The organism is Burkholderia sp. MSMB1826, from assembly GCF_001526325.1.
In the GTDB taxonomy this organism is placed as follows: domain Bacteria; phylum Pseudomonadota; class Gammaproteobacteria; order Burkholderiales; family Burkholderiaceae; genus Burkholderia.
On sequence record NZ_LOYN01000022.1, the window covers coordinates 534996 to 554671 of the forward strand.

21 protein-coding genes are annotated in these 19676 nt (G+C 68.4%); 9 read left to right on the forward strand and 12 right to left on the reverse strand.

Features of this window, described 5'->3' with window-relative positions:
• Nucleotides 1–25 precede the first annotated feature (25 nt).
• From WS95_RS14735 to WS95_RS14750, 4 genes are all read left to right on the forward strand, one after another.
• Nucleotides 26–1024: a 2-hydroxyacid dehydrogenase gene (locus WS95_RS14735; RefSeq protein WP_059824429.1), complete on the forward strand. Its 999-nt coding sequence runs from the start codon at nt 26–28 to the stop codon at nt 1022–1024.
• Nucleotides 1025–1196: 172 nt separating this feature from the next.
• On the forward strand, nt 1197–1934 hold the full coding sequence (gene bluB / locus WS95_RS14740; protein ID WP_059824430.1) for a 5,6-dimethylbenzimidazole synthase: 738 nt from the start codon (nt 1197–1199) through the stop codon (nt 1932–1934).
• A gap of 223 nt (nt 1935–2157) precedes the next feature.
• Nucleotides 2158–3327 (forward strand): MFS transporter, encoded by a 1170-nt coding sequence (locus tag WS95_RS14745; RefSeq protein WP_059824432.1) that lies wholly within the window; start codon nt 2158–2160, stop codon nt 3325–3327.
• Nucleotides 3328–3420: 93 nt separating this feature from the next.
• Nucleotides 3421–4581 (forward strand): MFS transporter, encoded by a 1161-nt coding sequence (locus WS95_RS14750; protein ID WP_059824433.1) that lies wholly within the window; start codon nt 3421–3423, stop codon nt 4579–4581.
• 224 nt (nt 4582–4805) lie between these two features.
• Here WS95_RS14750 and fahA read toward each other — a convergent pair whose 3' ends face one another.
• Genes fahA through WS95_RS14775 form a run of 5 tightly spaced genes read right to left on the reverse strand, consistent with a single transcriptional unit; the run spans nt 4806 to nt 10729 of the window.
• A complete protein-coding gene (gene fahA, locus WS95_RS14755; protein ID WP_059824434.1) occupies nt 4806–6110 on the reverse strand; it encodes a fumarylacetoacetase in 1305 nt (434 codons plus the stop codon).
• Nucleotides 6107–7441 carry a homogentisate 1,2-dioxygenase gene (hmgA, locus tag WS95_RS14760; protein ID WP_034206535.1) on the reverse strand — a complete coding sequence of 445 codons (1335 nt, stop codon included), beginning with the start codon at nt 7439–7441 and terminating at the stop codon, nt 6107–6109. Before hmgA ends, fahA begins: the two co-directional genes overlap by 4 nt.
• A gap of 15 nt (nt 7442–7456) precedes the next feature.
• Nucleotides 7457–8818 (reverse strand): MFS transporter, encoded by a 1362-nt coding sequence (locus WS95_RS14765; protein ID WP_059824436.1) that lies wholly within the window; start codon nt 8816–8818, stop codon nt 7457–7459.
• Nucleotides 8815–9045, reverse strand: coding sequence for a DUF2783 domain-containing protein (locus WS95_RS14770; protein ID WP_034206533.1), 231 nt, complete (start codon nt 9043–9045; stop codon nt 8815–8817). Before WS95_RS14770 ends, WS95_RS14765 begins: the two co-directional genes overlap by 4 nt.
• Nucleotides 9046–9076: 31 nt before the next feature.
• A complete protein-coding gene (locus WS95_RS14775; RefSeq protein ID WP_059824615.1) occupies nt 9077–10729 on the reverse strand; it encodes an FAD-dependent oxidoreductase in 1653 nt (550 codons plus the stop codon).
• A 362-nt stretch (nt 10730–11091) separates the two neighbouring features.
• On the opposite strand from WS95_RS14775, the gene WS95_RS14780 reads away from it, so the two are divergent.
• Nucleotides 11092–11895: an EAL domain-containing protein gene (locus WS95_RS14780; protein ID WP_034206532.1), complete on the forward strand. Its 804-nt coding sequence runs from the start codon at nt 11092–11094 to the stop codon at nt 11893–11895.
• A gap of 185 nt (nt 11896–12080) precedes the next feature.
• On the opposite strand, the gene WS95_RS14785 is transcribed toward WS95_RS14780, so the two are convergent.
• Together WS95_RS14785 and WS95_RS14790 are read right to left on the reverse strand one after the other, a co-directional pair.
• Nucleotides 12081–12491, reverse strand: a complete 411-nt coding sequence (locus tag WS95_RS14785) for a GFA family protein (protein WP_034206531.1) — start codon at nt 12489–12491, stop codon at nt 12081–12083.
• A 216-nt stretch (nt 12492–12707) separates the two neighbouring features.
• Nucleotides 12708–13499, reverse strand: a complete 792-nt coding sequence (locus WS95_RS14790) for an IclR family transcriptional regulator (RefSeq protein WP_034206530.1) — start codon at nt 13497–13499, stop codon at nt 12708–12710.
• A 215-nt stretch (nt 13500–13714) separates the two neighbouring features.
• On the opposite strand from WS95_RS14790, the gene WS95_RS14795 reads away from it, so the two are divergent.
• Nucleotides 13715–14902, forward strand: coding sequence for an acyl-CoA dehydrogenase (locus WS95_RS14795; RefSeq protein ID WP_034206529.1), 1188 nt, complete (start codon nt 13715–13717; stop codon nt 14900–14902).
• Nucleotides 14903–15027: 125 nt separating this feature from the next.
• On the opposite strand, the gene WS95_RS14800 is transcribed toward WS95_RS14795, so the two are convergent.
• Nucleotides 15028–15666: a peroxiredoxin gene (locus tag WS95_RS14800; protein ID WP_006476788.1), complete on the reverse strand. Its 639-nt coding sequence runs from the start codon at nt 15664–15666 to the stop codon at nt 15028–15030.
• A gap of 317 nt (nt 15667–15983) precedes the next feature.
• Between WS95_RS14800 and WS95_RS14805 the strand changes: the two genes are divergently transcribed.
• From WS95_RS14805 to WS95_RS14815, 3 genes are all read left to right on the forward strand, one after another.
• Complete coding sequence (locus WS95_RS14805) at nt 15984–16286, forward strand: DUF883 family protein (protein ID WP_006494044.1); 303 nt, start codon at nt 15984–15986, stop codon at nt 16284–16286.
• Nucleotides 16287–16405: 119 nt separating this feature from the next.
• Nucleotides 16406–16795: a phage holin family protein gene (locus WS95_RS14810; protein WP_059501079.1), complete on the forward strand. Its 390-nt coding sequence runs from the start codon at nt 16406–16408 to the stop codon at nt 16793–16795.
• 43 nt (nt 16796–16838) lie between these two features.
• Entirely contained in the window at nt 16839–17282 is a 444-nt protein-coding gene (locus WS95_RS14815; RefSeq protein WP_034206527.1) for a DUF3318 domain-containing protein, read from the forward strand.
• Nucleotides 17283–17336: 54 nt separating this feature from the next.
• Here WS95_RS14815 and WS95_RS14820 read toward each other — a convergent pair whose 3' ends face one another.
• From WS95_RS14820 to WS95_RS14835, 4 genes are all read right to left on the reverse strand, one after another.
• Complete coding sequence (locus WS95_RS14820) at nt 17337–17783, reverse strand: type IV pilin protein (RefSeq protein WP_059824437.1); 447 nt, start codon at nt 17781–17783, stop codon at nt 17337–17339.
• Nucleotides 17780–18244, reverse strand: a complete 465-nt coding sequence (locus WS95_RS14825; RefSeq protein WP_059824616.1) for a pilus assembly protein — start codon at nt 18242–18244, stop codon at nt 17780–17782. The genes WS95_RS14820 and WS95_RS14825 overlap by 4 nt, the downstream gene beginning before the upstream one ends.
• Nucleotides 18245–18450: 206 nt before the next feature.
• Nucleotides 18451–19284, reverse strand: coding sequence for a type IV pilus assembly protein (locus WS95_RS14830; RefSeq protein WP_059824439.1), 834 nt, complete (start codon nt 19282–19284; stop codon nt 18451–18453).
• Nucleotides 19274–19675 carry a type IV pilus modification PilV family protein gene (locus WS95_RS14835; protein WP_082746922.1) on the reverse strand — a complete coding sequence of 134 codons (402 nt, stop codon included), beginning with the start codon at nt 19673–19675 and terminating at the stop codon, nt 19274–19276. Before WS95_RS14835 ends, WS95_RS14830 begins: the two co-directional genes overlap by 11 nt.
• Between the last annotated feature and the right edge of the window lies 1 nt (nt 19676).

Genomic DNA, 19676 nt, shown 5'->3' on the forward strand with positions numbered 1-19676 from the left:
GCGCGTCAGCCATCGGAGGTGCAGCGTGCGCGTGATCCTGTTCAGCAGCCGGCAGTACGACGACGATTCATTCACCGCCGCCAACCGGCAGTTCGGCTATCGGCTGCACTTCCAGCCGTCGCACCTCGACGCGGAAACGGCGATCCTCGCGCACGGCTATGACGTCGTCTGCCCGTTCGTCAACGACACCGTCGATGCGGCCGTGCTCGAGCGGCTCGCCGACGGCGGCACGCGGCTGATCGCGCTGCGCTCGGCGGGCTTCAACCATGTCGACCTCGCCGCCGCCGAACGGCTCGGCGTCGCGGTCGTACGCGTGCCCGCGTATTCGCCGCACGCGGTCGCCGAGCACGCGGTCGCGCTGATCCTCGCGCTCAACCGCCGCCTGCCGCGCGCCGTCGCGCGCACGCGCGAAGGCGATTTCTCGCTGAACGGCCTGCTCGGCTTCGACCTGCACGGCAAGACCGTCGGCGTGATCGGCACCGGCATCATCGGCAGCGTGTTCGCGAAGATCATGATGGGGTTCGGGATGCACGTGCTCGCGCACTCGGTGCCGCCGTACAACGACGAGCTGATCGCGTTCGGCGCGCGCTACGTCGAGCTCGACGAGTTGCTGCATCACGCCGACATCGTCAGCCTGCATTGCCCGCTGCTGCCGTCGACACACCACCTGATCAACGAACGCACGCTCGCGCGGATGAAGCACGGCGCGATGCTGATCAACACGGGGCGCGGCGGCCTCGTCGATGCGCAGGCGCTGGTCGACGCGCTCAAGCGCGGCCAGCTCGGCCATCTCGGGCTCGACGTGTACGAAGAGGAAAGCGGGCTCTTCTTCGAGGATCACTCCGACCTGCCGCTGCAGGACGACGTGCTCGCGCGCCTGCTGACGTTCCCGAACGTGATCGTCACGTCGCACCAGGCATTCTTCACGCGCGAGGCGCTGGCCGAGATCGCGCACACGACACTGTTGAACATCGAGGCGTGGCATGCGGGCGCTCCGCAGAACGTCGTGATCGCGAACCGTTGAAAAACTGCCCGTTTCATGGTCGGCAGCGCGCCCGCAATCGTTTGCTTCTGTCTGCTGCCACGCACCGCGCCCCACTTCGTCAACAATTGAGTGCATTGTTTCGCATGAAGTAACGTTTCGTGCGCGCCGTCTGTTATCGTTGCGCCGACGTCCTTCCCTGCCTTTGCCGCTCATGCGTTTCGACGATTCCGACATCGCCGCCGTCTATCGTGCCATCTTCGAACGGCGCGACATGCGCCACTTCACGCCGGGGCCCGTCGATCCGGCCGTGCTCGCGCGGCTGCTGCGCGCGGCGCACCACGCACCGAGCGTCGGCTTCATGCAGCCGTGGCGCTTCATCCGCGTCACCGATCCCGCATTGCGCACCGCCATTCACGCGCTGGTCGAGGCCGAGCGCCGCGCGACCGCCGACGCGCTCGGCGAGCGTCAGGACGAGTTCATGCGGCTGAAGGTCGAGGGCGTGCGCGAATGCGGCGAGCTCCTGGTCGTCGCGCTCGCCGACGGCCGCGAACGCCATGTGTTCGGCCGCCGCACGCTGCCGGAGATGGATCTGGCATCCGCCGCGTGCGCGATCCAGAACATGTGGCTCGCGGCGCGCGCGGAAGGCCTCGGGATGGGCTGGGTGTCGCTGTTCGACGTCGATGCGCTGCGCACGCTGCTGCGGATGCCCGACGGCGCGAAGCCGATCGCCGTGCTGTGCGTCGGGCACGTCGATGCGTTCTATGCGAAGCCGATGCTCGAAGCAGAACGCTGGGCCGCGCGGATGCCGATCGAAGCCTGCCTGTTCGAGAACGGCTGGGACGCGCCGGCGGCGATCGACGGGGCCGGATCGGCTGCGTCGCCGACAGGCACTGAAACCAAAGAAATCTCGGGCGCGATGCCCGACGGGGCGCCCGAACGCATCGCCTGAGGCACGGTTCGGCAGCCACCATCGCGCCGCAGCCGGATCGCCACCGATCCCACCGGGTGAGCCCCCTGCCCGCCGCCCCGTCGCACGCCGGCAACAACCGTTTTGGCCCCAAGCATAGGGGTTTTCACTGAAGTAGAATCGCGGCTGACGTTCGCCTGACCGACCGCCCGTCCCGCGCATCCCGCGCCCGGCTCGAGCGGCATCCTTTCCCGAGCCTACCGCGATGCCCCTGCCTCTTTTCGCCCTTGCCGTCGCCGCATTTGGAATCGGTACCACCGAATTCGTGATCATGGGCCTGCTGCCGAACGCCGCGCGCGACCTCGGCGTGTCGATCCCGGCCGCCGGGATGCTCGTGTCGGGCTATGCGCTCGGCGTGACGGTCGGCGCGCCGATCCTCGCGATCGTCACCGCGAAGATGCCGCGCAAGCGTGCGCTGATGGGCCTGATCGGGCTGTTCATCGCGGGCAACCTGTTCTGCGCGATCGCGCCCGGCTATGCGGTACTGATGGCCGCGCGCGTCGTCACCGCGTTCTGCCACGGTGCGTTCTTCGGCATCGGCTCGGTGGTCGCGAGCAACCTCGTCGCGCCGAACCGCCGCGCGCAGGCGATCGCGCTGATGTTCACCGGCCTCACGCTCGCGAACGTGCTCGGCGTGCCGCTCGGCACCGCACTCGGCCAGGCGTTCGGCTGGCGCGCGACGTTCTGGGCCGTCACCGGCATCGGCATCGCCGCGGCCGCCGCGCTCGCGGTGTGCCTGCCGAAAAACCTCGCGATGCCCGACACCAGCATCACGCGCGAATTCAGCGTGCTGAAGCACCCGCAGGTGCTGATGGTGCTCGGCATCAGCGTGCTCGCGTCCGCGAGCCTGTTCAGCGTGTTCACGTACATCACGCCGATCCTCGAGGACGTGACGGGCTTCTCGCCACGCCAGGTCACCTACGTGCTGCTGCTGTTCGGCCTCGGCCTGACGGTCGGCGGCACGCTCGGCGGCAAGCTCGCCGACTGGCGCCGGATGCCGTCGCTGATCGCGACGCTCGCGCTGATCGGCATCGTCCTCGCGCTGTTCGCGGGCACGATGCATCTGCCGTTCGCCGCGCTCGCGACGATTTTCGTGTGGGGCATCCTCGCGTTCGCGATCGTGCCGCCGCTGCAGATCATGATCGTCGATCGCGCGAGCGACGCGCCGAACCTCGCATCGACGCTGAATCAGGGCGCGTTCAACCTCGGCAACGCGACCGGCGCGTGGCTCGGCGGCATGGCGATCGGCTCCGGCGTGTCGCTCGTGAACCTGCCGTGGGTCGGCGTCGCGATGGCCGTCGCCGCGCTCGCGCTCACGCTGTGGTCGGCGTCGCTCGAACGCCGCCCGGTGGCCGTGCCGACCGAGTACGTATGACATCGCCCTCATGCGATCGTTGCGGACACAACGCCATCCGAACCTGATGGCCTTCATGGACCTTTCAACGATCGCGGTGTAGCATCGCGGCCGATGAAAGCCATTCTCAATCGCGATTTTCTCGCACTGATCCTGAGCGTCGCGGTGATCGGCCTCGGCACCGGCGCCACGCTGCCGCTCACCGCACTTGCACTGACCGAAGCCGGACACGGCACCAACGTCGTCGGCATGCTGACGGCCGCGCAGGCCCTCGGCGGCCTCGCGATCGTCCCGTTCGTCACCGCGCTCGCACGGCATATCGGCGCGCGCCGCGCGATCGTCGTGTCGGTCGTGCTGCTCGCGGCCGCCACCGCGCTGATGCAGTTCACGTCGAACCTGGTCCTGTGGGGCGTGCTGCGCGTGCTGTGCGGCGCCGCGCTGATGCTGCTGTTCACGATCGGCGAGGCATGGGTCAACCAGCTCGCCGACGATTCGACGCGCGGCCGCGTCGTCGCGATCTACGCGACCAATTTCACGCTGTTCCAGATGGCAGGCCCGGTGCTCGTCAGCCAGATCGCCGGCGCGACGAGCATCCGCTTCGCGCTGTGCGGCGCGCTGTTCCTGCTCGCGCTGCCGACGCTCGCGACGATCCGCCGTGCGCCGCTCGCCGGCGACGACGCGCATCACGACGCGCACGGCCGCTGGCTCGACGTGCTGCCGCGCATGCCCGCGCTGATCATCGGCACCGGCTTCTTCGCGCTGTTCGATACGCTCGCGCTGTCGCTGCTGCCGCTCTACGCGATGGATCACGGCGTCGCGAGCGCGACCGCCGTGCTGCTCGCGTCGATCATGCTGTTCGGCGATACCGCGATGCAGTTCCCGATCGGCTGGCTCGCGGACAAGCTCGGCCGCGAACGCGTGCATCTCGGCGCCGGATGGATCGTGCTCGCCGGCCTGCCGCTGCTGCCGTTCGTGATCGCGAACCCGTGGCTGTGCTGGCCGCTGCTGTTCGTGCTCGGCGCGGCGGCCGGCAGCATCTACACGCTGTCGCTCGTCGCGTGCGGCGAGCGTTTCCGCGGCGCGGCGCTCGTCACCGCGAGCTCGCTCGTGTCGGCGTCGTGGAGCGCCGCGAGCTTCGGCGGCCCGCTGGTGGCGGGCGCGTTGATGGAGCAACTGGGCAGCAACGCGCTGGTCGGCGTGCTGGTCGCCTGCGTCGCCGCGTTCGTCGCGGCCGCGTTGTGGGAACGACGCGCGGCGGTGCAACGCGCGGTCTGATGCAGATTGGCGTTGGCGTTGGCGTTGGCGTTGGCGTTGGCGTTGGCGTTGGCGTTGGCGTTGGCGTTGGCGTTGGCGTTGGCGCGCAACATCATGCATCGATACGCGTCGGCCCGCTCGCACCCATGCTCCGATAAACGAAAAACGGCCCGCGCAATGCGGACCGCCCCGTCATGCCGTACTAGCGTGGCCGGCCTGCGTGTGACTTCTCGCGCTGCGGTCCGTCAAGCACGCCGCGCCGGCAAAATCTTGCCGGCACACGTGCCGAAGCCGACGCGATAGCCGTCGCCCTGGCACCATCCCGTCAGTGTCAACTCGTCGCCGTCCTCGATGAACGTGCGGCTGCCGCCGCCGTTCAGCGCGACCGGCTCCTTGCCGTTCCACGTCAGTTCGAGCAGGCTGCCGAACGAATCCTTGGTCGGCCCGCTGATCGTGCCCGAACCCATCAGGTCGCCCACGCGCGTGTTGCAGCCGGCCACCGTGTGATGCGCCAACTGCTGCGCCATCGTCCAGTACATGTGCTTGAAATTCGTGCGGCAGATCGACGTCGCTTCGGCCGCCCCCTCGGCGCGCAGCGTCACTTCGAGCGCGATGTCGAATGCATGCTTGCCCGCATGCCGCAGATACGCGAGCGGCTGCGGCGACTGCTCCGGCTGCGCGACGCGGAACGGTTCGAGCGCGTCGAGCGTGACGATCCACGGCGAGATCGTCGTCGCGAAGCCCTTCGAGTTGAACGGCCCGAGCGGCACGTACTCCCACTGCTGGATGTCGCGCGCGCTCCAGTCGTTCAGCAGCACCATCCCGAAGATATGCGCTTCCGCGTCCTCGCACGCGATCGGCTCGCCGAGCGCATTGCCTTGGCCGACGATGAAGCCCGTCTCCAGTTCGATGTCGAGCTTGCGGCATGCGCCGAACACCGGACGCTCCTGGTCGGGCAGCTTCAGTTGCCCGTTCGGGCGCCGCACCGGCGTGCCGCTCACGACCACCGACGACGCGCGGCCGTTGTAGCCGATCGGCATCTCCGACCAGTTCGGCAGCAGCGCATTCTTCGGATCGCGGAACATCGAGCCGACGTTGGTCGCGTGCTCCTTCGACGAATAGAAATCGGTGTAGCCGGGAATCTCGACCGGCAGATGCAGCGTCGCATCGCGCTGCGCGACGAGCACCTGCGCGCGCAGCGCCGCATCGTCGCGCAGCCGCGCGTTGTCGCGCGAGAACAGGTCCGACAACTGCACGCGCACGCTGCGCCACGCGTCGCGGCCGAGCGCGATGAACGCGTTGAGCGTCGGCGCGGCGAACGCATCGGCGCCGGCCGGCAGCGTCACGAGGCCCGCACGCGCGAGCGCGGCGAGATCGACGATCCGGTCGCCCAGCGCGACGCCCGCACGGCGCGCCGGTTGCTTCGCATCGCTGAAGATCCCGAACGGCAGGTTCTGGATCGGGAAATCGCAGGCAGGATCGTTCGCGGTCTCGACCCAGCTCTTGCGAGCCGGGTCGAGCGTCGCGCGCCAGTCTTGGGTATCGCTCACTTTTGCTCCGGATTGAAGTGTTTCTTGATGCCTTGCCAGCATTCGAAGTAATCGGCCTGCAGCTGCGCGGTGTCGAGCGCGTAGCGCGTCGGCCGGATCAGCGTGCGGGTTTCGAACATGAACGCCATCGTCGCGTCGACCTTGTGCGGCTTCGTCGTATCGCTCGCGGACGCCTTCTCGAACGTGTCCGCATCGGGCCCGTGGCCCGACATGCAGTTGTGCAGGCTCGCGCCGCCCGGCACGAAGCCTTCGGCCTTCGCGTCGTACGCGCCGTGCACGAGCCCCATGAACTCGCTCGCGACGTTGCGGTGGAACCACGGCGGGCGGAACGTATCCTCGGCCGCGAGCCAGCGCGGCGGGAAGATCACGAAGTCGATCGTGTCGACGCCCGGCGTGTCGCTCTGCGCCTGCAGCACGAGGAAGATCGACGGATCGGGATGGTCGAAGCTGATCGAGCCGATCGTATTGAACAGGCGCAGATCGTATTTGTACGGTGCGTAGTTGCCGTGCCACGCGACGACGTCGAGCGGCGAATGGCCGATGTCCGCGCGCCAGAGGCGCCCGTTCAGCTTCGCGATCAGCTCGAACGCACCTTCGCGATCTTCGTAGGCGGCCTGCGGCGTCAGGAAGTCGCGCGGGTTCGCGAGCCCGTTCGAGCCGATCGGGCCGAGATCCGGCAGGCGCAGCAGCGCGCCGAAGTTCTCGCAGATGTAGCCGCGCGCGTCGCCGTCCGGCAGCGCGACGGCAAAACGCACGCCGCGCGGAATCACCGCGATCTCGAACGGCTCGACGTCGAGCCGGCCCAATTCGGTCGCGATGAACAGGCGCCCCTGCTGCGGCACGATCAGCAGTTCGCCATCCGCGCTGTAGAAGAAGCGGTCCTGCATCGAGCGGTTCGCCGCATACAAGTGGATCGCGCAGCCGTTCATCGCGGCAGCCGAGCCGTTGCCGGCCATCGTCACGAGGCCGTCGACGAAATCGGTCGGCTCGACCGGCATCGGCAGCGGATCCCAGCGCAACTGGTTCGGCGGCGTCGGCGGCACGTCGGCCGAATCGCCGAATTCCGACACGAGCCGCTGCGGGCCCGCGTACGGCTCGAACGGCCGGTGCACGGCGGCCGGGCGAATCCGGTACAGCCACGCGCGGCGGTTGTGGCCGCGCGGCGCGGTGAACGCGGTGCCCGACAACTGCTCCGCGTACAGCCCGTACGGCGCGCGCTGCGGCGAGTTGCGCCCGTGCGGCAGCGCGCCGGGCAGCGCCTCGGTCGCGAATTCGTTCGCGAAACCGCTCAGGTAGCCGGCGGTCGCCGGTTTCGACAGGTCAAGCGTCATCGTTTCCTTTCTCCATCAATTCAGGGCGGCGTCCGGCGCCTGCGCGCCGCTGCGCCGCGTGACGCCCGCCAGGCCCAGCACGAACAGCGCCGAGCACAGCACGGGTACCGCGGCCGCGTGGAACAGCGCGCCGTTCGACCAGTTGAGCGCAATCAGTTGCCCGCCGACGAGCGGCCCGAGCACCGAGCCGATCCGGCCGATACCGAGGCTCCAGCCGATGCCGGTCGAGCGCAGCGACGTCGGGTAATACTGGCCCGCGAGCGCGTTCACGGCCGGCTGCCCGCCGACGACGCAGAACCCGCCCGCGAACACGACGACCAGCAGCCACGGCAGCGCATGCGCGACCGAGCCGATCAGCCCCACCGACACGGCCGCGCACGCGAAGCATGCGAACAGCACGCGCACGAAGCCGTGACGTTCGATGAACCAGCCGAGCGACAGCGTGCCGATCACGCCGCCCGTCTGCAGCACCGTGCCGACGATCACCGCCGTGCTCGGCGAATAACCGGCTTCGCGCATCACGGTCGGCAGCCAGTTCGACAGGAAGTACAGGTCGATCAGGTTCATGAAGCTGATGGCCCACAGCAGCAGCGTGACCGGCAGGCGGCCATGGCGGAACAGCTCGGCGACCGGCGCGCCGCTCGCGGCACGCTCGCGCACGACGAGCCGCGTATTCGCATCGATGCCGGCTTGCGGCGCGAACCGCGCGAGCCAGTCGCGCGCCTGCGCGACGCGCCCTTTCAGCACCAGGAACTGCAGCGACTCCGGCAGCCGCGCGAACATCGCGATCGTCAGCACGAGCGGCACCGCGCCGCCGACGAAGAACACCGAACGCCAGCCCAGCGCCGGAATCAGCGCCGCGCTGATGAAGCCGCCGACCGCCGCGCCGAGCGTGAAGCCGCACGACACGATCATCATCCGCTTCACGCGATGCGCGGCCGGGCTGAACTCGCCGACCAGCGCCATCGCGTTCGGCATGATGCAGCCGAGGCCGAGGCCGGTGACGAAGCGCAGCGCCATCAGCACGGGGATCGAGCGCGCGAACGGCGTCGCGAGCATCGTCGCCGCGAAGAACAGCGTCGAGCCGATCAGCACCGGGCGCCGGCCGATCCGGTCGGCCAGCACCGACAGCCCGAGCGCGCCGAGCAGCATCCCGAACAGGCTCGCGCTGAACACCGGCCCGAGCGCCTGCTTCGGCACGCCCCATTCGGCGATCACGCTGGGCGCGACGTAGCCCATCGCCTGCGCATCGAACCCGTCGATCACGAGGCATAGCCCGCACAGCATCAGCAGCATCCAGTGAAACCCCGGGCGATGGGTCTCGTCGATCACGCGCTCGACTTCGAGCACGCGCGCGTCGGCCGGCGCCGCGCTCATTGCGCGACCTCGGCGGCCGGATGCACGGGCGGCGTCACGCCCTGGCGCGCGAGCGCCATCGCTTCGCGCAGCACGTCGGCGTCGCCGACCTGGTTCGCGAGCAACAGGATCAGCTTCGCGTTGACGAGCTGGCTGTCGGCATCCGACAGATCGCGATGCATGTCGATCAGCGCTTCGTAGAACGCGTCGGGGTCGGCCAGGCGCGGGCGGGTATCGAGTGGGGGCATGACGGTGTCTCCGGTGTCTTTCTTTGTCGTATCAGCGGGCGCAGGTCGCGCGCGCCAGTGCGTCGGCAATCGCCTGACGGTCGAGCGTGCGCGTGCGTGCGCAGACGTGCTGGTCGGGGCGCAACAGGTAGAACGTGCCGGGCTGCGCGTCGTAGCGCCGCGCGGCGAGCCCGTCGACGTCCTCCACGACGTCGACGCCGGCCACCGGCTGCGCGTGCCCGGCCGGCACGACGAGCACGGGACGCACCGGCAGCGCGAGACCGCCGACGGCCTGCGCGAGCGCCGCCGCGTCGCCCGGCAAGCCGAACAGCACGCCGGTGAAGCCGCCGCGCAGATGCTGCAGCAGCCAGCCCGGCGCGCCCTGCACGCGCACCGGCGCATCGGCCGCCGCCGCGCCCGGCCGCATCGCGCACGCGAATGCGTCGCCGGCGCGGTCCGGCGTGTTGAGCGGCGAATCGGCGAGCACGGCCGGCACCGACAGGCGCCCGCTGTTCACCAGCTTGCGCGCGAACTCGCAGTCGCGCGCGAGCTTCAGCGTCGCATCGCGGAACACGCGCGACACCGCGCTCTTCGGCGTGATGAAATCGGTCGAGCGCGTCGAGTGGCGGATGTTCTCGTCGGCCGCGAACTCGCGCTCGCTCGCATACGTATCGAGCAGGGCGTCGGCGGAATGGCCGTCGAGCACCAGCTTCAGCTTCCACGCGAGGTTGTCCGCGTCCTGCACGCCGCTGTTCGCGCCGCGCGCGCCGAACGGCGACACGCCGTGCGCGGAATCGCCCGCGAACAGCACGCGGCCGTGACGGAACGTGTCCATTCGCTGGCAGCGGAACGTATAGACGCTCACCCACTCGAGCTCGAACTCGACGTCCGGCCCGAGCAGCGCGCGCACGCGCGGGATCACGCGCTCCGGCTGCTTCTCGGCGACGGGATCGGCATCCCAGCCGAGCTGGAAGTCGATGCGCCACACGTTGTCGGGCTGGCGGTGCAGCAGCACCGACTGGTTGCGGTGAAACGGCGGATCGAACCAGAACCAGCGCTCGGTCGGAAACTCCGCCTTCATCTTCACGTCGGCGATCAGAAAGCGGTCCTTGAACGTGCGGCCGCGGCTTTCCAGGCCCATCATCGTGCGCATCGGGCTGCGCGAGCCGTCGGCCGCGATCACGTACTGCGCGCGCAGCGTCGCGACGCCGTCCGGCGTCTCGACCGTCAGCACCGCGTGTTCGGCCGACTGCTCGATACCCGTCACCTTGTGCTTCCAGCGGATGTCGATGTTCGGCAGCTCGAACGCGCGCTCGGCCAGATAGCCTTCGACGTAGTACTGCTGCAGGTTGATGAACGCGGGGCGCGCATGCCCCTCCTCGGGCAGCAGGTCGAACGCGTAAAGCTGCTCGTCCTGCAGGAACACCTTGCCGACGTGCCAGCTCACGCCCTTGTCGACGAAGCGCTCGCCGCAGCCGAGCCGGTCGAAGATCTCGAGCGTGCGCTTCGCGAAGCAGATCGCGCGCGAGCCGGTCGACAGCGTGTCGTCGTCGTCGAGCAGCACGACGGGTACGCCCTGCTGGGCGAGGTCGATCGCGGCCGCGAGGCCCACCGGGCCCGCGCCGACGACGATCACCGGGTGGACGGCCGCGTCGTGCGCGCGGGCGCGGTACTCGAACTTCAGCGTCTGGTAATCGATGCTCATGGTCGCCATCCGCTCCTCAACCGCGCCGTGCGCGCACCGCCGCGCCCGTCGTGCCGTCCGTCTCCTGCCGGTGCGCCTGCCCGCCTGTCCTGTCAACCGCCACGTCTCGCTCCTTGCTTCCCGTTGATTCGCGAACTGCGCCGCTTCGCGGCGCCCGCATGCCGCATTGCTTGATCGGCGACACATTCTGGATTTACGAATAGTAAAACCAATTACGAATAGTGAAATCAACGTAAACCCTAGCCATCGCCACGGGGACGGGATAACCATATGAGCGAAACGCCGAGCCGAGCGCGGCGCGCACTGCTAATATCAAGTCAACGAGGCGGCCCTTTCGGCCGCCATTTTTCCTTCTCACGCCGATGATTCCGCCTACCATCCCCGAGCTGGTCGCCCGTGCAGGGCAACTACCGTATCTGCGGGAACACCTCGCGCTTGCCGAGGGCGGCACCGCGTGCGCGAATCTGCCCGAGCGCACGCTCGCCAGCGCGTACGAGCCGATCTACGACGTGACGATGCCCGGCTCGCCGCAATCGACGTCGTTCGCCGACGCGATCGAGCGCTACGGCGACGAGCTCGGCTTCCAGGCCGTCACGCTCGTCACGGGCGCGCAGCACGATCCGGTCGACGCGGCCGTCGACGACCAGACGCTGGTCGCGATCGACCGCCTGTCGCGCGCGCTGCACGCGATCAATTTCTTCGGGGCGCAGCGCCACGGGCTGTTGTTCCTGCGCGTGCACGAGCGGCTGCTCAAGAGCGTGAAATACGACCACGGCAAGCATTTCTCGTCGGTGCTGCAGCGCTTCGGGCTGCCGCCCGAGCGGATCGTGATCGAGCTGCCGGCGGTCGCGGTCGCCCACAAGACGTTCCTCGGCTACCTGACGCGCAGCTACCAGCATCACGGGTTCAAGGTCGCGGACAAGCTGCCGGACCCGGGCCGCATCCTCGCGGTCGAATCGGACATGGCGCGCCCCGACTACATCAAGATGGATGCGGGCATCGCGTTGCGCGACGGGATGGTCAAGGCGCTCGTCGCCTACGCACAGCGCGTGCGGATTCCGCTGATCTTCGACGGCGTCGTCGACGAGACGCAGTGCGAGCTGCTGCGCCAGCACGACGTGCGGTTCATGCAGGGGCCGGTGTTCGCGAAGGTCGTGACGGCCTGAGCGATCGGCGGGGAAGGCGCGCGGCAGCGGCGCGCCGGACGGCGCACGCCGGTGTCGTGTCGCTTCGCGGATCGGGTTTCGGCACGCAGCGTGGCGCGACGCCGGTCGGTTCCTGGTTCGTTCATGCAGCAAGGCCGGACGCGCTTGCGCGCCCTCGACGCCGGTGCCGCGACGCCGATGTGCGCCTATTCTGGTCCGCCGTCGGCGTACTTCGGTAGATCGTCGTCGATCTCGATGCCGGGGAAACGATTCCCGTACCAGACATGCCACGCCGGACGCAGCCGCGACGGTTCGTCGAGCGTCGCGGAATTGATCTCGACCGTCTGCGGCGCGTCGGAGCGCCGGTATTCGAGCTGCGCGCCGCAACGGCCGCAGAAGCGCCGCTCGCCCCACGCGCTCGATGCATAGACGGTCGGTTCGCCCTGCAGGTATTCGAATGCGCCGATCGGCACCGATGCCGACGCAACGACCGCCGCGCCGGTCGTGCGCTGGCAGAGCCGGCAGTGGCAAAAGCCCGCGTCGGCGGGAACGTCGGCGATACGGTAGCGGATCGCGCCGCACGCGCATCCGCCTTCCATCGGTTCGGCGTGCGCCATTGCAAACCTCGTCGTCGGGAAGCACGCGAACGATGATGAGCGCGGTTCTCCCGTCGCGCAATACGCAACGGCGCCGCGCTCTACGCTTTACGCCCTACTCCCTACTCCCTACGCCTTACGCCCTAGCCCTACGCCCGACGCTCTACGCCTTACGCCCTACACCGCCCCGGCGCGAACCAACCGGTTGCCGCGCGACGGCAACGCCCGCGCGCTTGCTCAGATCGTCGGCCCGAGCCGCTGCGCGAGCGCCTTCAGTCGCGGTCCGACCTGCGTGCGAAACACGCCCTCGTCCATCGACGATGCGGGGCCGCTGCAGCTCAGGATCAGCCAGCGCCCCTCGCGCGGCTCGCGAAACGGCACGGCCGCCGCATTCACGTCCATGTGCCACGCGCGGAACGAATAGCAGCAACCGCCCGTCGAGAACTCGGCCACCGCGCGCTGCGCGGCCTCGACGAGCGCATCGGCGTCGGCCGCGCCGCCGGCCGCGCGGTGCAGTTCGGCATAAAGCGCGCGGCGCGCGTCCTCCGGCTGCACGGCCAGGTACGCGCGCCCCATCGAGCTCGTCAGCATCGACAGCCGCGAACCGGGCGCGAGCCCGAGCGTCAACGCGGTCTCGCTGCGGATCGTCTCCAGGTAGATCATGTCGAGCCCGTCTCGGCAGCCGAGCGACACCGCCGCGCCGATCTCGCGCGCCAGCGCCTGCATGTGCGGCCGCGCGAGATCGATCGTCCCCGAGCCCGACAGCAGCGCGTAGCCGAGCGACAGCACGCCGGCGTCCAGCGCATACTTTCCGAGCGTCTCGTCGTAGCGCAGATAGCCGAGTACCGTCAGCGTATAGGCGAGCCGGTTCACCGTCGCCTTCGGCAGGCCCGTGCGTTCCGCGAAATCGCGATTGCCCAGCATCGTCTCGCCGGGCCGGAAGGCGCGCAGCAGGTCGAGCCCGCGCGCGAGCGCGACGACGAACTTGCGCTCGTCGATCGGGGTGTCGTCGATGGTTGAAAGTGTCATCCGGTGCTACACTGAGTTCGATTTGCAAAACATTGTTCCGCACAGCGGAACGCAAGTCAAGCGAACTTCACGCATCAGCCCGGAGCAAGCACCGAAGCGCCCCCTCTGCCCGACCGAAAAACACGGGGGCGGAGTCGACGCCGAGACGCCCGCTCCGACCGACCGCAAAGCATGGGGCCGAGTCAGCGCCACTCGGGCCGACAGGAGATGAGACGATGAGTGCTGCAACTTTTCATTGGGACGATCCGCTGCTGCTCGACCAGCAACTGACCGAGGAAGAGCGAATGGTCCGCGATGCCGCGCAGGCGTACGCACAGGACAAGCTCGCGCCGCGCGTCACCGAAGCGTTCCGCCACGAACGCACCGACGCGGCCATCTTTCGCGAGATGGGCGAGGTCGGCCTGCTCGGCCCGACGATTCCCGAGGAATACGGCGGCCCCGGCCTCAACTACGTGAGCTACGGGTTGATCGCGCGCGAAGTCGAGCGCGTCGATTCGGGCTACCGGTCGATGATGTCCGTGCAGTCGTCGCTCGTGATGGTGCCGATCCACGAGTTCGGCTCCGACGCGCAGAAGCAGAAATACCTGCCGAAGCTCGCGACCGGCGAATGGATCGGCTGCTTCGGCCTGACCGAGCCGAACCACGGTTCCGATCCGGGCAGCATGGTCACGCGCGCGAAGAAGGTGCCGGGCGGCTACTCGCTGTCCGGCGCGAAGATGTGGATCACCAACTCGCCGATCGCCGACGTGTTCGTCGTGTGGGCGAAGCTGGAAGAAAACGGCAAGGACGCGATCCGCGGCTTCATCCTCGAGAAGGGCTGGAAGGGCCTGTCGGCGCCGGCGATCCACGGCAAGGTCGGGCTGCGCGCATCGATCACCGGCGAGATCGTCCTCGATGAGGTGTTCGTGCCCGAAGAGAACCTGATGCCGAACGTGAGCGGCCTGCGCGGCCCGTTCACCTGCCTGAACTCGGCGCGCTACGGGATCGCGTGGGGCGCGCTCGGCGCCGCCGAGTCGTGCTGGCACACCGCGCGCCAGTACGTGCTCGACCGCCGGCAGTTCGGCCGGCCGCTCGCCGCGAACCAGTTGATTCAGAAGAAACTCGCCGACATGCAGACCGAAATCACGCTCGGCCTGCAAGGCGTGCTGCGCCTCGGCCGGATGAAGGACGAAGGCACGGCCGCCGTCGAAATCACGTCGATCATGAAGCGCAACTCGTGCGGCAAGGCGCTCGACATCGCCCGCCTCGCGCGCGACATGCTCGGCGGCAACGGCATCTCCGACGAATTCGGCGTCGCGCGCCACCTCGTGAACCTCGAGGTGGTCAACACGTACGAAGGCACGCACGACATCCACGCGCTGATCCTCGGCCGCGCGCAGACGGGTATCCAGGCATTTTTCTGACGATCCGGCCATGACGCACGCGGCAGCGATGCCGCGCACGCGCATGCCGCCACGGAAAAGGCCCGCCCGGCATCGCTGCCGGGCGGGCCTTCGTCATCGGAGCCGCAGCTCCGGGCTGCCGCTGCTTACTTGTTCGGCTGCGGCGTCAGGCGCAGATACGGACGCACCGCGTTGAAGCCCTTCGGGAAGCGCTTCTTCAACTCTTCCGGATCCTGCAGCGACGGCACGATCACGACGTCGTCGCCGTCCTTCCAGTTGCCGGGCGTCGCGACCTTGTAATTGTCGGTCAGTTGCAACGAATCGATCACGCGCAGCACTTCGTCGAAGTTGCGCCCCGTGCTGGCCGGATAGGTGATCGTGAGCCGCACCTTCTTGTTCGGGTCGATCACGAACAGCGAACGCACCGTCAGCGTTTCGTTCGCGTTCGGGTGAATCATGTCGTACAGCTGCGATACCTTGCGATCCGCGTCGGCGATGATCGGGAAGCCCACGACCGTCGACTGCGTTTCGTTGATGTCGTTGATCCAGCCCTTGTGCGATTCGACGCCGTCGACCGACAGCGCGATCACCTTCACGTTGCGCTTCTCGAATTCGCCCTTCAGCTTCGAGGTCAGCCCGAGTTCGGTCGTGCACACCGGCGTGTAGTCGGCCGGATGGGAGAACAGGACACCCCAGCTGTTGCCGAGCCACTCGTGAAACTTGATGGTGCCCAGGCTCGATTCCTGCTCGAAATCCGGTGCGATGTCGCCAAGACGCAGACTCATGATGTTCCCTCCTCGAACGATGCTGGTTGAAACCGCGCGCCGGACAGCGCGAGGCAGTCCATCAGCTTACGGGAAGCAATGGGCCGTGCGAACGATTATTCCGTTTGATATTCATACTTTTTTGTCATTTTTACCCGGCGTCGTCGCAGGGCGGAGGGCCGCGAGGGAAACTTTTCAATCCTTTGTCGCTCTGTTCATGATTACAAGTCGTTTACCATGCAGTCTTGCGCTGCCGCCGTGTGTCTTCCCGGCTCGCCAGCAGGCAGGGGTTTCGCTACGATGTGAACCTGCAGCATGACAGCACGAAGGGAGTTGCAATGTCGGAAATCAACAAGGAGAAACTGATGTCGGATATCAAAACCGTTCTCTCGGACGCCGAAGACCTGCTCAAGCAAGCGGCGAGCAGCACGGGCGACCGTGCGGCCGAGCTGCGCGAGAAGGCCATGTCTCGCCTGAAGCAGGCCAAGGAAAAGGCGGCCGACGTCCAGGTCGTGGTGGTCGAGAAAGGCAAGAAGGCCGCGCGCGCGACCGACGACTACGTGCACGAGCATCCGTGGACGTCGATCGGCGTGGCCGCCGGCGTCGGCGTGCTGATCGGCCTGCTGATCAACCGCAAGTAACGCGCTTGGCGCCGTTTCGTCCCGCAGGCCGCGTCGCGCGGCCCGCGGGCGTCGAAGCCAGCCGGCTGCGCCGGCCGGCTTTGTCCTAGCTGCTCACTGCACGCGCAAGCCCCTCATCCATGACGACAGACACCCCCTCGCAGCCGTCCGGTCAAGGACCGCTGCGCCGCCTCGTCGGCTCCGCCATCGGCCTTCTGCAGACGCGCCTCGAACTGGTGGGCATCGAGCTCGCCGAGGAGAAGGAGCGCCTGATGGGCGTGCTGTTCCTCGGACTCGCCGCGATGATGCTCGCGACGATGGCGCTCATCAGCCTGACCGTGCTGGTCGCGATCGCGTTCTGGGATACCTACCGCTGGCAGGCGCTCGCCGCGATCACCGCGCTGTATGCCGTTGGCGGCATCGTGTGCGCGCTGAAGGCCCGCTCGGGCCTGCGCGACGCGCCGACCGTGTTCGAGGCGACGCTCGCCGAACTCGAGAAAGACCGCGACCTGTTCCGCGGCAAGTCGTGAACGCCCTCGCGCTCATCCCTCCCACCTATCTCGCCGACGCGCCATGAGCCAGAACATCACGGGCAATTCATCCCGCTCCCATTCGTCGCGATCGAACTGGAGCGCATCGCAGCACCGCGCGCTCCGCAAGGAATTGCTGATCCTGCGATCCGAAGTCGAGCGGCTCGAACTCGCGGAAGCCGCCGCCGAAATGCGTCAGGCCGTCACGCGCTTCAGTTGGCTCAAGGTGTTCATCCCCGGCCTGTCCTCCCACAAGTTCGGCCAGTCGGCGAAGAACCTGAACGCAAGCCTCGGTCAGCTCGTCAACCAGTATCCGATGTTGAGCTCGCTCGCGTCGCTCGTGCTGGCGAAACCCGTTCGCTCGCTGCTGCGCGCGAGTGCGGGCCCCGCGTTGAAGTGGGGCACGCTCGGCTTCGCCGCGTGGGAGGTCTACCGGATCTGGAAGCAGTCCCGCGACGAGCGCGGGCTCGACGCACACGACGACTGACCGTCGGCATCCCCGCGCGCACGGCCATAGCCGCTGCGCGCCTTCCTTGCGAACTCAGCGCCCGCCCCAGCAGACGGCGCCCGGTTCATCGGCGTCATCGGTTCCTGCATTGCCCTTCGTGCCGTCCGAGCGCAGCGTGAATGTGCCGCATGCATCGTCGCGCATCGGGCCGGTGTCGAGCGGCGTCGCTGCCAGTTCGTAGCTCACCGGCGAATCGTCGCCGTCGGGCCGCCCGAGCGTCAATCGATACACGGCATGCCCGTCCGGCGGCGCGTGCGCGAGCGCATCCGGCAATGCTGCAGGCGGCGCCCCGTCCAGCGTTTCTAGATACTGGGCCGCACGGTACAGCGCGGACACCGCCGACGCGCGGTGAACACGCACGACATGCTCGCGATACGACGGAATTCCCCAGCCGGCCAGCACCGCGACGATCGCAAGCACGATCATCAGTTCGATCAGCGTGAATCCCGCCGCCCGGCCCATCGACAGGCGGCCGTTCATCGAAGCACCGCCGCGACACGACGCCAGCGCAGCACGACGATGTGGCCGTCGCGTATCGCGACCTGGTGTTGCAGCCACACGGCGCTCGACGCGTGCGCGCCGACGCCGCGCGCGGTGACCAGGTAAGTGCGCTCGCCGGCCTGCCCTGCCGGACGCCGCCACGCCTCGATCAGGCATCGCGGCGGTTGCGCGGCCGTCGGCCAACCGGCGAATGGCGCGAATGCTTCGACCGCCGCCAGCGGCGGCATGCGTCGCCATGCGACGGGTTCCGCATGCGATTCGCTTTCGTTCACATACGGCGCCGAGCCGCGCAGCAATCGCCAGGTGCACGCGGCAAGCGCGGCATCGGCCGCGTGGAAGGCGATCAACCGATCCGACAACGCGCGGGTGCGGCGCGACTCCGTCAATGCCGCGTCGAACCACGTGCCGGTCAGTGCCGCGATCGCTGCGCCGACCGCAATCACTGCGGGCAACGCAAGACCCGCGTCGCGACGCCAGGCGCGGCGGGTCGAGCGCAAATGCATGTGCGGCTCGCGCGAGCTCGCCGCCGAACGGTCCGCGCATGCTCTCTGCTGCCGGTCGTCGCCGCGCGCGACCGTGCGCTCATGCGCGTGGCCTGGGTCAACGCATCGGGAGAGGGTGTCCCGCGCATACTGCGCTGCTCCGCTCATCGCGCCACCCCGCTTGCTCGCGTTGCATCATGCAACGCAACGTCGGATGGGAGCGCGACGTTCCGCAACGCGACGATTCGATCAAGCGTCAAACGTGCACGACCGTCCGGCGCCAAGGCGGCGCGACCGTCGCAGTCGACATGCCGCGTCGGTTCGCGCATCGGCTCGCCGCGCGCCCGCACGCAGACATGCACGGCCACGACCTCGCGCCAGTCGTCGGCACGTATCGCATCGGCGTCGACAAACTGCGTGGCGCCGCGACGCAGATAGCGCATGCGCAATTGATCGATTCCCGCCACGACGGGCTGCGGCGTACCCGGCCGACCGCTTCCTTCGCAATACAGTTCGGGCTCGCCCGTCGACGGACTGATATGCGCGTCGAAGCGATTCTCCACCGGCGCCGGTTCGCCCGGCACGCCGACACCCTGCCCGAGGCAATCCGTCGCCTGACCGCTCACCGTCGCCCACGTCGATACGGCATCGCCGACATACCGGATCAGCAACGCGTCCGATGACAGGCGCGAGGGCTCGCAGCGCACCTGTGCGCCGCTCCCCCGCACGCGCGCCGCCGAACACCCGAACACCGGCGGCAACGACGATACCGCTTCGGCATCGAGCGGCCGGAATCCTGCGATTTGGAGCTGCTGACCGATCAGCATCAGCGCGGTCGTGGCCGCGTCGCGCATCCTGAACCCATCTTCCGCGCGACGCTGCGCAATGCGCTGTGCGTGGTATAACGCACCGGCCGCCGCGAGCACGAGAAGCCCGACGGTCATCGCGATCAGCACTTCGAGCAGCGTATGCCCACGCGTACGGCGATCAGTGTTCATCGCCTGCCCGCTCGCGAAATGGCATCCGGACACACGATGGCGGTCGCGTCGACGTTCCCGCCGCGTCGCAGCGCGGCGGCGCGCTTCCATTGCCGCCACGCCAGCGGACAATCGCATATCGGACGCTGCCCGGCCCACCGGCGAGTGTCATCGCGCCATCCGGCAACGACGCCGCCGCCAGCGCCGCGAGGCCGTCGTCGGCCGCGGCCGCAGCATGCAGGCGCTCGATACGCGCGTCGGCCAGCCACAGCGCGCGTTCGCGCCAGATCGTCGCGCGCTGCGCACGCGCCATCGCGAGCTGGCTGCCGGCGACTGCCAGCATGACGGTGGCGAGCAACGCGATGGCCAGCGTCGCCTCGATCAACGACGTACCGCGCATGGCATCGCGCATG